Source organism: Paracoccus pantotrophus (assembly GCF_008824185.1).
GTDB lineage: Bacteria > Pseudomonadota > Alphaproteobacteria > Rhodobacterales > Rhodobacteraceae > Paracoccus > Paracoccus pantotrophus.
The window spans coordinates 38,441-51,199 of record NZ_CP044423.1 but is presented as its reverse complement, the minus strand read 5'-3'; the positions used below and the strand labels follow the sequence as shown (position 1 = coordinate 51,199).

The window sequence follows — 12,759 nt, the reverse complement described above, 5'->3', positions numbered from 1 at the left end:
CGCATGCCGCGCCCTTCCGTCCGGCTGCGGTTTCGTGTCAGAACCTGCAAGGACAGGCTGAGCGAAGGCATCCGATGACGGCGACGATTCCGGCAAGACTGACCCGCGCGGGACTGGTTGCGACGGCGCGCATCCTCATCAGCCTGCGCGCCATCGACCTGCCGCCGCCGGGCGGCGCGCCGCGCATCCTGGTCGCGAACCATGTCAGCCATGCCGATTTCGTCGCGCTCTGGTCGGCGCTGCCCAAGCCGCACCGGCTGCGCACCCGCCCGGTCGCCGGCGCCGATTACTGGGAACGCTCGGCCATCCGCCGCTGGATCGCCCATCAGGTGTTCCGCGCCGTGCTGATCGACCGCGACCCGGCCAGCCGCCGCGCCGATCCCGTCGAGACCGTGGCCCAGGTGCTGCGCGGCGGCGAGGACGTGATCTTCTTTCCCGAGGGCACGCGCAACCTGACCGACGCCCGGCTCCTGCCGCTGAAATCCGGCATCTACCACCTGGCCCGCGCCGTCCCCGAGGCCGAGATCGTGCCGGCCTGGATCCTGAACCTCGACCGCATCCTGCCCAAGGGCGCCTTCCTGCCGGTGCCGCTGAACTGCGCCGTCCGCTTCGGCGCCCCGATGCGGGTCGAGACCGGCGAGAGCCGCGAGGATTTCCTGCAACGCCTCGCCGCCGCGATGCTGGCGCTCTCCGACACGAAGGCATAGGCCATGGACCGCTTCTACTCTCCCTCGGCCTTCGTGTTCTACGGGCTCTTCGGCTTCCTGGTCCTGGCCTCGCTGGTCGCGCGCTGGCTGATCCGCTCGGGGCGGGTCGGCGGCCCCACGGCACAGAACCTCGCCGACCGCATCCGCGCCTGGTGGGTGATGATCGGCGTGCTGGCGCTGATCTTCACCCTGGGCGCCGGGGCGATCACGCTGTTCTTCGCGCTGTGTTCCATGGCGGCGCTGCGCGAGTTTGCCACCATCACCCATACGCGGCGCGACGACCATGACGGGCTGGCCATCGCCTTCTACCTGATCCTGCCGCTGCAATACCTGCTGGTCTATTTCGAGGTGCCGGTCTTTGCCGCGCTGCTGATCCCGGTCTACAGCTTCCTGCTCTTGCCGGTCGTGACCGTGTTCAAGGGCGAGGTGCAGGGCTTCCTGACCCGCGTGTCGGAGACGCAATGGGGGCTGATGGTCTGCGTCTATTGCGTCTCGCATATCCCGGCCATCCTGACGCTGGACATTCCGGGCTATCGCTACAGCGCCTTCACGCTGGTCGCCTGGCTGATCCTGGTGGTGCAGGCCTCGGACGTGCTGCAATATGTCTGGGGCAAGAGCATCGGCCGCCACCTGCTGGCGCCGCGCGTCTCGCCCTCCAAGACGGTCGAGGGGCTGGCCGGCGGCATGCTCAGCGCCACGGCGCTGGGAATGGCGCTGACGCCGATCACCCCGTTCCTGTGGTGGGAGGCGGGGCTGATCGCCCTGACCGTCACCGGCTTCGGCACGCTCGGCGGGCTGATCATGTCGGCGATCAAGCGCGACCGCGGCGTCAAGGACTGGGGCACGCTGGTCCAGGGCCATGGCGGCATCCTGGACCGGCTGGACAGCCTGGTCTTCTCGGCGCCGGTCTTCCTGCATATCCTGGCATGGGGGTGGATGTGACCGAGGATTTCAGCCGGCGCCCGATCGCCAGCCGCAACACGAAATGGGCGGCCCATGTGACCCGGCGCCTTGTCGCGCGCGGGATCGCGCCGAACCGCATCTCGGCCGGATCGGTCGTGGCCGCCGCGCTTTCGGGCGGGGCCCTGGCGCTGTCCGCGCAGACCGGCCCGCTCTGGGCCTCGGGAGTGCTGCTCGTCCTCGGCGCGCTGTTCTGCCAGTTGCGGCTGCTCTGCAACCTGTTCGACGGGCTGGTCGCGGTCGAGGGCGGCATGGGCAGCCCCGACGGCGCCTTCTGGAACGAGGTGCCGGACCGGCTTTCCGACCTGATGATCCTTGCCGGGCTGGGCGTGGCGGCGGGCTGGCCGGCGCTGGGGCTGCTGGCCGGGGCGCTGGCGATCCTGACCGCATACCTGCGCGAATTCGGCCGCGCCTCGGGGCTCGGCTCGGATTTCTCGGGCCCGGGGGCCAAGGCGCACCGCATGGCCGCCGTGACGCTCGGCGCGCTGGCGCAGACCGGCGCCTGGATCGCCGGCGCGGGCTGGCCGGTGCTGGCCTGGACGCTGGGGCTGGTGCTGGCGCTGACGGTGGCGACGATCATCCGCCGCAGCCGGCGCATCCTGTGCGGGCTGGCCGGCGGGGCGTGAAATCGGGGGTGGTCGCCGCCGTCCAGCGTGATAAGGGATAACCTCGCCAATTCCTTCGTGATACTGGCCGCTCAGCACGGACAATCAGACGACAGAGAACCCAGCCATGCCCGCATACCGTTCCCGCACCACCACCCACGGCCGCAACATGGCGGGGGCCCGCGGCCTCTGGCGTGCGACCGGGGTGAAGAACAGCGATTTCGGCAAGCCGATCATCGCCATCGTGAACAGCTTCACCCAGTTCGTGCCGGGCCATGTGCATCTGAAGGATCTGGGCCAGATGGTCGCCCGCGAGGTCGAGGCGGCCGGCGGCATCGCCAAGGAATTCAACACCATCGCGGTCGATGACGGCATCGCCATGGGCCATGACGGGATGCTCTATTCCCTGCCCTCGCGCGAATTGATCGCCGACTCGGTCGAATACATGGTCAACGCGCATTGCGCCGACGCCATGGTCTGCATCTCGAACTGCGACAAGATCACGCCGGGCATGCTGATGGCGGCGATGCGGCTGAACATCCCGGCGATCTTCGTCTCGGGCGGGCCGATGGAGGCGGGCAAGGTCACGCTGGGCGACGGGCGCAAGGTCTCGCTGGACCTGGTGGACGCCATGGTCGCGGCCGCCGACGACAAGGTCTCGGACGCCGACCTTGCCGCCATCGAGGAGGCCGCCTGCCCGACCTGCGGCTCCTGCTCGGGCATGTTCACCGCCAATTCCATGAACTGCCTGTCCGAAGCCCTTGGCCTGTCGCTGCCCGGCAACGGCTCGACGCTGGCCACCCATGCCCTGCGCAAGACCCTGTTCCTGGAAGCCGGCCGCCGCATCGTCGAGGTGACGCGCCGCCATTACGAACAGGACGACGCAAGCGTCCTGCCGCGCGCCATCGCCAGCAAGGCGGCGTTCCGGAACGCCATGTCGCTGGACATCGCCATGGGCGGCTCGACCAATACCGTGCTGCACCTCCTGGCCATCGCGCAGGAGGGCGGGGTCGATTTCACCATGGACGACATCGACGCGCTGTCGCGCCGGGTGCCCTGCCTGTGCAAGGTCGCGCCGAACACCGCCAATGTCCATATGGAGGACGTGCATCGCGCCGGCGGCATCATGGCGATCCTTGGGGAACTGGACCGCGCCGGGCTGATCGACCGCGATTGCCCGACCGTGCATGCCCCCACCATCGGCGCCGCCATCGACCAATGGGACATCGCCCGCAGCAACGATCCGCAGGCGCGCGAGCTGTTCCTGGCCGCGCCGGGCGGCGTGCCGACGCAGGTGGCCTTCAGCCAGGCGACGCTCTGGCCCGACCTGGACCTCGACCGCGAAAAGGGCGTGATCCGCTCGGCCAAGGCGCCGTTCTCCAAGGATGGCGGGCTGGCCGTGCTCAAGGGCAATATCGCGCCGGACGGCTGCATCGTGAAGACCGCCGGCGTGGACGAATCGATCCTGGTGTTTTCCGGCAAGGCCAAGGTCTATGAAAGCCAGGACGCCGCCGTCTCGGGCATCCTGACCGGCAAGGTCGAGGCCGGCGACGTGGTGGTCATCCGCTACGAAGGCCCCAAGGGCGGGCCGGGCATGCAGGAAATGCTGTATCCGACCAGCTACCTGAAATCGAAGGGGCTGGGCAAGGCCTGCGCGCTGATCACCGACGGGCGCTTCTCGGGCGGCACCTCGGGCCTTTCCATCGGCCATGTCAGCCCCGAGGCGGCGGCCGGCGGCACCATCGGCCTGGTGCGCGACGGCGACCTGATCGAGATCGACATCCCCAACCGCTCGATCCGCCTGGCGGTGCCCGAGGACGAGCTGGCCGCGCGTCGCGCCGAACAGGACGCCAAGGGCTGGAAGCCCGCGCAGCCGCGCCAGCGCCAGGTCTCGGCCGCGCTCAGGGTCTATGCGCAATTCGCCGCCTCGGCCGACAAGGGCGCGGTGCGCATCCTGCCGGAATAACGGCCCCCTTTCGCGCGCGGCGCCGGCCCGGCCGGCCCGGCCCTGCGCGCGCCCGCCTTCCGGGGCCGGTCTTCCCGGCCGCCATCGTCCGCGTCCCCGGCGCCGGCGCGCGAAACTGCTCGCCGGCCGGCGGCGAGCCCCAGCCGGACCCCTGCCCATGCCGCCCAGCATCCTCTGGCTTTGCCGCGACTTCCGTTTCCGGGACAATGCCGCCCTGGCCGCCGCCGCCAAGGCGGGGCCGGTGCTGCCGGTCTTCCTGATCGACGCCGCCTTGCGGGCGCAGGGCGCGGCCAGCCGCTGGCGGCTCCAGCGTGCCCTGCTGGCCTTCGACGCCGAGCTGCGCCGCCGCCATGGCGCGGCCGTGCTGGTGCTGGAGGGCGAGCCCGAGGCCATCCTGCCCGCCCTCGCTGCCCGCATCGGCGCGCAGACCGTGCATCGCAACGACTGGCCCGAGCCCGCCACCCTCGCCGCGCAGCAGCGGCTGGGCCGGGCCTTGGCCGGCACGCCGGCGCGGCTGGTGCTGCATCCGGGCCACCTGCTTGCCCATCCCCGCGCCCTGCGCACCGGCTCGGGCGGCGCCTATCGCGTCTTCACCCCCTTCGCCCGCGCCCTGCGCGCCATCGGCCCCGACCGGCCCGTTGCCGAGACCGCAAGGCTCGCGCCGCTGGCCGACCCGCCGCAGGGCCTCGCGCCCGACCGGCTGGAGCTGGCGCCGGACCTGCATCGCGGCCGCGCGGTGCTGGAACGCCACGCCCTGCCCGCGGGCGAGGCGGCGGCGCTGGCCCGGCTCGGCGCTTTCCTGGACCGCGCCGCGGATTACGCCGCGCAGCGCGACCGCCCCGACCTTGCCGCCACCTCGGGCCTGTCCGAACATCTGGCCATGGGCGAGATCGGCCCGCGCGACCTCTGGGCCATGGCCTCGGCCCGCGCCCAGGCCGATGCCGCCGCCGGCGCCGGCATCGCCGCCTTCCTGACCGAGCTGATCTGGCGCGAATTCGCCTGGCACCTGCTGGTGGAATTTCCGCGGCTCGCCCAAAGGCCCTGGCGGCCGGAATGGGCGGATTTCCCCTGGCAGGGCGACGGCGCCGCGCTGACCCGCTGGCGCCGGGCCGAAACCGGCATCGCGCTGGTCGATGCCGGGCTGCGCGAGATGCGCGTGACCGGGCGGATGCACAACCGGGTGCGCATGGTGGCGGCCAGCTGGCTGACCAAGCACCTGCTGACCGACTGGCGGCTGGGGCTGGCGCATTTCGCCGACAGCCTGACCGATTGGGATCCGGCCGCGAATGCGATGAACTGGCAATGGGTGGCGGGCTGCGGCCCGGATGCGGCGCCCTTCTTCCGCATCTTCAACCCCGAACGGCAGGCCGCGCAATTCGACCCGCAGGGCCGCTATCGCCGGCGCTGGCTGCTGGGCTGGCAAGGCGCCAAGGGCGAGGAGGCGCGGGCCTATCTCGACAGCCTGCCGCCCGGCTGGGAGGTGGCACGCGCCTGGCAGGACCGCGCCACGCCCGGCGGGCTGGCCCAGGGCCGGGCCCGCGCGCTCAAGGCCCATGCCGCCTTCCGCCGCCAGGCCCCCGGCCCCTGACCGGCCGGCGGCCGTGCCGCCCCGGTCCTGCGCATCGCGAAACCCGCGAGCCTAGCCCTCCAGGCCCAGCAGGCGCAGGGCCTGCCGGACCTGGTCCTCGACCGACAGGGCCATGTCCACCACCGCGCCATCCTCGTCGGCCGCCAGCGGCTCCAAGGCGGCCAGCTGCGAATCCAGCAGCTTGGCGGGGAAGAAATGCCCCGCACGATGCGACAGCCGGCTCTCCAGCAGCTCGCGCGGGCCATGCACGTGCAGAAAGCGCACCCGCGGCGCGCCTTCGCGCAGGATGTCGCGATAGGCCCGCTTCAGCGACGAACAGCCCATGACCGAGGGCCGGCCCAGCGCCTCGTTGCGCGCGATCTCGTCGGCCAGCGCCCGCAGCCAGGGCGCGCGGTCGTCGTCGTCCAGCGGAATGCCGGCGCGCATCTTGGCGACATTGGCCTCGGGGTGGAAGCTGTCGCCCTCGACGAAGGGCCAGCCCAGGTGCCGGGCCAGCGCCTCGCCCGTGGTGCTTTTGCCGGCGCCCGAGACGCCCATCACCACGACATGCTGCACCGCGCCCTTCACAGCAGCCACCAGCCGATCAGCGCGAAGCCAAAGGCGATGCTGCCCAGCAGCGTCTCCATCACCGTCCAGGTCTTGAGCGTGGTCTTTTCGTCCATCTCCAGGAAGCGCCCGACCAGCCAGAAGCCGGAATCGTTGAAATGGCTCAGCACGGTCGCGCCGCCGGCGATGGCCACCACCAGGAAGCAGCGGTCGAACTCGCTCAGCCCCGTCGTCGCCGCCACCGTGGGCGCGATCAGCCCGGCGGTGGTGGTCAGCGCCACCGTGGCCGAACCCTGCGCCACCCGCAGCGCCGTCGAGATGACGAAGGCCGCCACGATCAGCGGCATGCCCACCGCGTCGAGGCTGGAGGCCAGCGCCTCGCCGATGCCGCTGGCGCGCAGCACGCCGCCGAACATGCCGCCCGCGCCGGTCACAAGGATGATGGCGCAGATCGGCGCCAGGGCGCTGTCCATGATGCGCTCGATCTCGGTCGCGCTGCGGCCCCGGCCCAACAGCGCCATGGCCACCAGCACGGTGATCAAGAGCGCGATGGGCGTCTGGCCGATCAGCCGCAGCACCGTGACCCAGCCCGCGCCGGCATCGACGACGCCCATGGTCGCCAGCGTGCCCAGCCCGGTGTTCAGGAAGATCAGCCCCAGCGGCAGCAGCAGCACCAGCATCACCGTGCCGAAACTGGGCGGGATGCGGTCATGGCTCTCGGCATCGATCGCGCCCAGGATCTGCGGGATCGGCAGGACGAAGCGCCGCCCGGCCCAAAGCCCGAACAGGTAGCTGCCGAAGAACCAGGTCGGCAGCGCCACGACCAGCCCGACCACCACCAGAAGCCCGATATCCGCGCCCAGAAGGTCGCCCGCCGCCACCGGCCCCGGATGCGGCGGCAGCAGCGCGTGCATGGCGGCAAAGGCCCCGGCCGCCGGCAGCGCGTAAAGCAGCACCGAGCCGCCAAAGCGGTAAGCCACGCTGAAGATGATCGGCAGCATCACCACCAGCCCGGCATCGAAGAAGATCGGAAAGCCGAACAGCAGCGAGGCCACGCCCAGCGCGAAAGGCGCGCGCTCGGCGCCGAACTGGCCGATCAGCCGGTCCGCCAGCACCTGCGCGCCGCCGGTGATCTCCAGCAGCCGGCCGATCATGGCGCCGAAACCCACCAGCAGCGCCACCGTCGCCAGCGTCGAGCCGAAGCCCTGCATCAGCACCCCGATGACATCGGCCATGGGAATGCCCGCGACCATGGCGGTCATCAGGCTGACCAGGACCAGCGAGACAAAGGCATGCAGCCGGAACCGCATGATCAGGACCAGCAGCACAAGAACCGCCGCCAGGGCGATCAGCAACAGCACGGCCGTGCTGTGAACGGGCTCGACAGAATTCATGAAAGAGGCTCCTCCAGCGAAAGGGTCGTGGGACGGCCCTGGGCTCGTGTCCGCCGCGGCTTGAGGGGGCGGCCAGGCATCCGTCGGTTTTCGTGGCCGTTAGCGTTAACAGGTGCCGGGTGAAAAGTTAAGATGTTTCGCGCCGGTGCCGCGACGCGGTGGCAAGATCATGCAGCAGGCGCATCTCGTCCGACAGCGCCAGCTCCAGCGCGGCCTCCTCGCCCGCCAGGGCGCCGGGATCCTCCTGGCCGTCCAGCATCACCTCGCGGTCCTCCAGCCATTGCAGCATCTGGGCCCGCATATCCTCGGGCGAAAGTTCCAGCAGCTTCTGAAAGGTGCGGCGATGCGCGATCACCCGGCCTTCAAGGCCGTCGATCCGCGCAGCCAGCCTGTCCATCCTGTCCATGCGCGATTTCCCTGATGTTACCGGAAATCATGATGGCACAGATGCCGGAACCGGCAAAGCCGTTCAGTTCCGCGAGGTCAGGCTGCCGCCCTCGATCCGCCGCAACGAGATTTCCAGCCGCGCCTCGGCGGCCATGATCTCGGCGCGCACGCGCTTGGTATAGATCATGTGGTCCTGCGCCGCCCGCGCCGCCGCCGGCGCGTCGCAGGCCATGATCGCGTCATGGATGGCGCGGTGCTGGGCGCGCAGCACGTCGCGCACCTCGGGCCTTGCATACAGCTTTTCGCGGTTGTGGAACACGCCCTTGCGCAGCATGCCCGACAGCGCCCGCATGATCTGCAGCAGCACGATATTGTGGCTCGCCTCGTAGACCGCGACATGCAGGTCCACATCCGCCTCGGCCTCGTCGCGCGGGTCGGCCTTGTCATGGGCCTCGTCGATGCGCTCCATGCAGCGGCTCAGGGTCTGGCGATCCACGTCATTGGCCCGCGTCGCCGCCAGGCTGGCCGCCATGCCCTCCAGCGTGGCGCGCAGTTCCAGGTAATCGTCCACCACCTCGGGGCGCGAGGCCATCAGCTCGACCAGCGGATCGGTGATGCTGGTCGCCAGCGGCGCCACCCGCCGCCCGCCGCCCGGATCGGCGACGATCAGCCCCTTGTCCTCCAGCATGCGGATGCCCTGGCGCAGCGTCGGGCGCGACACGTTCAGCCGCAGCGCCATCTCGCGCTCGGCCAGCAGCGGGTCGCCGGGGCGCAGCGAGCCTTCGAGAATCAGATCCTCGATATGGCGCGCGGTGGTTTCCGCGGCGGGGGCGCCCTTGTTCACTTCGCTGGGCATCTGCGACTCCTCTGGCAACGGCCGCGATTTCAGGGGGTTAAGCGGCGGCTTCCGGTCCCGAAGATTAGCCGCAGCGCCGGGTCCGGCGCAATGGATTTCCCACTTGACCCAAGCGGTAAAATTATTTTACCAATAACAGAGGGAAGGTAAAGCGATCTGCTCAGCCGGTGCCATGCGGCGCCGGGTTGATCGCATCAAGGGGGGACAGTCATGACGGCAGACCGTGCGGACCTGCTGGACCGCCTGCGCGCCATCGTCGGGCGGGCGCATGTGCTGACCGCGCCCCGCGCCACCCGCCGCTACACCCGCGGCTTCCGCTATGGCGAGGGGCCGGTGGTCGCGGTGGTCCGCCCCGGCACTCTGGTCGAGATGTGGCGGGTCTTGAACGCCGCCGTCGCCTCGGGCCGCGCGGTGATCCTGCAGGCGGCGAATACCGGGCTCACCGGCGGCTCGACCCCCTGGGGCGATGACTACGACCGCGAGATCGTGCTGGTCTCGGTCATGCGCCTCAAGGGCATCCACCTGCTCGGCGCCGGCGAACAGGCGGTCTGCCTGCCCGGCGCCACGCTGGACGCGCTGGAAAAGCGCCTGCGCCCGCTGGGACGAGAGCCGCATTCCGTGATCGGCTCCTCCTGCATCGGCGCCTCGGTTCTGGGCGGCATCTGCAACAATTCCGGCGGCGCGCTGATCCAGCGCGGCCCGGCCTATACCGAGATGAGCCTTTACGCCGAGGTGCGCGCCGACGGCTCGGTGGCGCTGGTCAACCACCTGGGCCTCGATCTGGGCGATACGCCCGAGGACATCCTGGCCCGGGTCGAGACGGGCGAATTGCCCGCCCCCGCGCCCACCGACGCCTGGGCCTCGGACCGCGACTATGCCGAGCATGTCCGCGACATCGAGGCCGAGACGCCCGCCCGCTTCAACGCCGACCCGCGCCGGCTGCACGAATCCTCGGGCTGCGCCGGCAAGCTTGCCGTCTTCGCCGTGCGGCTGGACACGTTCCGGGCCGAAAAGGACACGGCGGTCTTCTATATCGGCAGCAACGACCCCGACGAGCTGACCCGGATCCGCCGCCATATCCTGGCGCATTTCCAGAACCTGCCCATCGCCGGCGAATACATCCACCGCGAAGCCTATGACATCGCGGCGCAATACGGCAAGGACACCTTCCTGTTCATCCGCCATGCCGGCACCGACCGCATGCCGGCCCTGTTCGCCGCCAAGGCGCGCATGGACGCGCTGACCGAGCGGCTGGGACTGGGCGCGACGCTATCCGACCGGCTGGCGCAGGGGATCGCATCCCTGATGCCCCAGCACCTGCCCAAGCGCATGAACGATTTCCGCGACCGCTACGAGCATCACCTGCTGCTGCGCATGGGCGGCGCCGGCATCGCCGAGGCCCGCGCCTATCTCTCAGCCATCTTCCCCTCGGCCCAGGGCGACATGTTCGAATGCACCCCGGACGAGGGCAAGGCCGCCTTCCTGCACCGTTTCGCCGTGGCCGGCGCCGCCGTGCGCTACCGCGCCATCCATGCCCGCAAGGTCGAGGACATCGTGGCGCTGGACATCGCGCTGCGCCGCAACGACCGCGACTGGGTCGAGCGCCTGCCGCCCGAGCTCGACGCGAAGCTCGCGAAAAAGCTCTATTACGGGCATTTCTTCTGCCACGTCTTCCACCAGGATTACGTGGTGAAAAAGGGCCAGGACTGTCTCTCCGTCGAGCATGAGATGTGGCGGCTCTTGGACGAACGCGGCGCCGAATACCCGGCCGAGCACAATGTCGGCCACCTTTACCACGCCAAGCCGGAACTGGCCGGCTTCTACCGGCAGCTGGACCCGACCAACAGCCTGAACCCCGGCATCGGCCAGACCTCGAAATGCGCGCATTGGCACTAGGCCGCGCCATCCAAGACGACCGCGCAGCATTGCGCACCCGCAACGGCGGAACCGCCCGCCCCATCTGAGGAGGAAAGATGGCTGGACTTATCACATTCATCCTGGCCCTGCTGCCCATCGCCACGGTCTTCGTGCTGCTGGTGGTGCTGGCGAAATCGGCCAAGTTCTCGATGCTGGTGGCCTATCTCGTCACCGCCGCCACCGCCCTGCTGATCTGGGGCACGGAACTGAACAAGGTTCTGGGCGCCACGGTGAACGGCGTCGTGACCGCCGTCAGCCTGCTCTACATCGTGTTCGGCGCCATCCTGATGCTCTATGCGCTGGAGGAAAGCGGCGGCATCCGCTCGATCCGGGCCGGCTTCACCTCGATCTCGCCCGACCGGCGGGTGCAGGCGATCATCATCGCCTGGCTCTTCGGCTCGCTGATCGAGGGCGCCTCGGGCTTCGGCACGCCGGCGGCCATCGCCGCGCCGCTGTTGGTCGCCATCGGCTTTCCCGCCATGGCCGCGGTCATGGTCACGCTGATCATCCAGAGCACGCCGGTATCCTTCGGCGCGGTCGGCACGCCGATCCTGGTCGGCGTGCGCACCGGCCTGGCCGACCAGCAGATCGTCGAGGCGACCATCGCGCCGATGGCCTTCGGCGATTACCTGCTGGAGATCGCCACCAAGGTCGCGATGATCCACGGGCTGATCGGCTTCCTGATCCCGCTGATCCTAGTCGGGATGCTGACCCGCTTCTTCGGCGCCAACCGCTCCTTTGCCGAGGGCTTCCGCATCTGGAAATTCGCGCTCTTCGCGGGCCTCGCCTTCACCCTGCCCTATTACATCATCGCCGCGACCCTGGGGCCGGAATTCCCCTCGCTGCTGGGCGGCATCATCGGGCTCATGATCGTGGTGCCGGCGGCGCGGCGCGGCTTCCTGATCCCGAAGGAAAGCTTCGACTTCCCGCCGCGCCGCGACTGGGGCGCCGACTGGACCGGCAAGCTCGACGATCTCGAGGATCACAATGCCCACAAGCCGGTGATGCCGCTGGCCAAGGCCTGGGCGCCCTATGTCTTCGTCGTCGCCCTGCTGGTCCTGACCCGCTCGGTCGCGCCGATCAAGGCCTGGCTGACCTCGCCCGAGATGACCATCGCCTTCCGCGACCTGTTCGGCTCGGGGATCAACGCCTCGGTGCAGGTGCTGTTCCTGCCCGGCACGATCCTGATCCTGGCCTCGCTCTTTACCTTCGTGCTGCATGGCATGTCGGGGCGCGACTACGGCCGGGCGCTGAAATCCTCGGGCACGACCATGATCGCCGCCGCCCCGGCGCTGCTGCTGGCGGTGCCGATGGTGCAGGTGTTCCTGAACTCGGCCTCGGACAGCTATGCCAGCATGCCCATCGTGCTGGCGCAGGGCGTCTCGTCGGTGGTGGGCGATGCCTGGCCGATGTTCGCGCCGCTGATCGGCGCCATGGGCGCCTTCGTCGCCGGCTCGAACACGGTCAGCAACATGATGTTCTCGCTGTTCCAGTTCTCGACCGCCGAGCAGATCGGCCTGGGGGCGGCGGGCGCGGGCACCGTGGTGGCGCTGCAGGCCATCGGGGGCGCGGCCGGCAACATGATCTGCGTGCATAACGTCGTCGCCGCCTCGGCCACCGTCGGCCTTGTGGACCGCGAGGGCGCGATCATCCGCAAGACCCTGATCCCCATGGCCTATTACGTGGTGCAGGGCGGGCTGATCGGCTTTGCGCTGCTGACCGGCAACCTGATGTGGTGGGCCGCCGCCGCGATCTGGGCCGCTGCCGTGCTGTTCTTCATGTCGCGCAACCGCGGCGCCGTCCCGGCCGCCGTGACCAACTAGGGGAAAGCCC

At 69.9% G+C, this 12,759-nt stretch carries 11 protein-coding genes; 7 read left to right on the top strand and 4 right to left on the bottom strand.

What is annotated here, in order from left to right:
- The first annotated feature begins 74 nt into the window (after nt 1-74).
- From ESD82_RS00265 to ESD82_RS00245, 5 genes are all read left to right on the top strand, one after another.
- Nucleotides 75-707, top strand: coding sequence for a lysophospholipid acyltransferase family protein (locus tag ESD82_RS00265; protein WP_147428587.1), 633 nt, complete (start codon nt 75-77; stop codon nt 705-707).
- A gap of 3 nt (nt 708-710) precedes the next feature.
- Nucleotides 711-1,649 (top strand): phosphatidate cytidylyltransferase, encoded by a 939-nt coding sequence (locus tag ESD82_RS00260; RefSeq protein ID WP_147428589.1) that lies wholly within the window; start codon nt 711-713, stop codon nt 1,647-1,649.
- On the top strand, nt 1,646-2,293 hold the full coding sequence (locus ESD82_RS00255; RefSeq protein WP_147428591.1) for a CDP-alcohol phosphatidyltransferase family protein: 648 nt from the start codon (nt 1,646-1,648) through the stop codon (nt 2,291-2,293). The genes ESD82_RS00260 and ESD82_RS00255 overlap by 4 nt, the downstream gene beginning before the upstream one ends.
- Before the next feature lie 106 nt (nt 2,294-2,399).
- Nucleotides 2,400-4,238 carry a dihydroxy-acid dehydratase gene (ilvD, locus tag ESD82_RS00250; RefSeq protein ID WP_024843728.1) on the top strand — a complete coding sequence of 613 codons (1,839 nt, stop codon included), beginning with the start codon at nt 2,400-2,402 and terminating at the stop codon, nt 4,236-4,238.
- A gap of 157 nt (nt 4,239-4,395) precedes the next feature.
- Nucleotides 4,396-5,826: a cryptochrome/photolyase family protein gene (locus tag ESD82_RS00245; protein WP_147428593.1), complete on the top strand. Its 1,431-nt coding sequence runs from the start codon at nt 4,396-4,398 to the stop codon at nt 5,824-5,826.
- Nucleotides 5,827-5,877: 51 nt separating this feature from the next.
- Here the strand turns inward: ESD82_RS00245 and ESD82_RS00240 are convergent, their stop codons facing one another.
- The 4 genes from ESD82_RS00240 to ESD82_RS00225 all read right to left on the bottom strand — a co-directional run bounded on the left by ESD82_RS00240 (nt 5,878) and on the right by ESD82_RS00225 (nt 9,009).
- Nucleotides 5,878-6,402 carry a gluconokinase gene (locus ESD82_RS00240; protein ID WP_309473516.1) on the bottom strand — a complete coding sequence of 175 codons (525 nt, stop codon included), beginning with the start codon at nt 6,400-6,402 and terminating at the stop codon, nt 5,878-5,880.
- Nucleotides 6,390-7,766, bottom strand: a complete 1,377-nt coding sequence (locus ESD82_RS00235; protein ID WP_147428595.1) for a GntP family permease — start codon at nt 7,764-7,766, stop codon at nt 6,390-6,392. The genes ESD82_RS00240 and ESD82_RS00235 overlap by 13 nt, the downstream gene beginning before the upstream one ends.
- Nucleotides 7,767-7,893: 127 nt before the next feature.
- On the bottom strand, nt 7,894-8,172 hold the full coding sequence (locus ESD82_RS00230) for a hypothetical protein (protein WP_024843724.1): 279 nt from the start codon (nt 8,170-8,172) through the stop codon (nt 7,894-7,896).
- Between the two features lie 63 nt (nt 8,173-8,235).
- Nucleotides 8,236-9,009, bottom strand: a complete 774-nt coding sequence (locus ESD82_RS00225) for an FCD domain-containing protein (protein WP_024843723.1) — start codon at nt 9,007-9,009, stop codon at nt 8,236-8,238.
- Between the two features lie 210 nt (nt 9,010-9,219).
- Here ESD82_RS00225 and dld point away from each other — a divergent pair, with 210 nt between their 5' ends.
- On the top strand, nt 9,220-10,905 hold the full coding sequence (gene dld / locus ESD82_RS00220; protein WP_147428597.1) for a D-lactate dehydrogenase: 1,686 nt from the start codon (nt 9,220-9,222) through the stop codon (nt 10,903-10,905).
- A gap of 77 nt (nt 10,906-10,982) precedes the next feature.
- Entirely contained in the window at nt 10,983-12,749 is a 1,767-nt protein-coding gene (locus ESD82_RS00215) for an L-lactate permease (protein ID WP_147428599.1), read from the top strand.
- Nucleotides 12,750-12,759 lie beyond the last annotated feature (10 nt).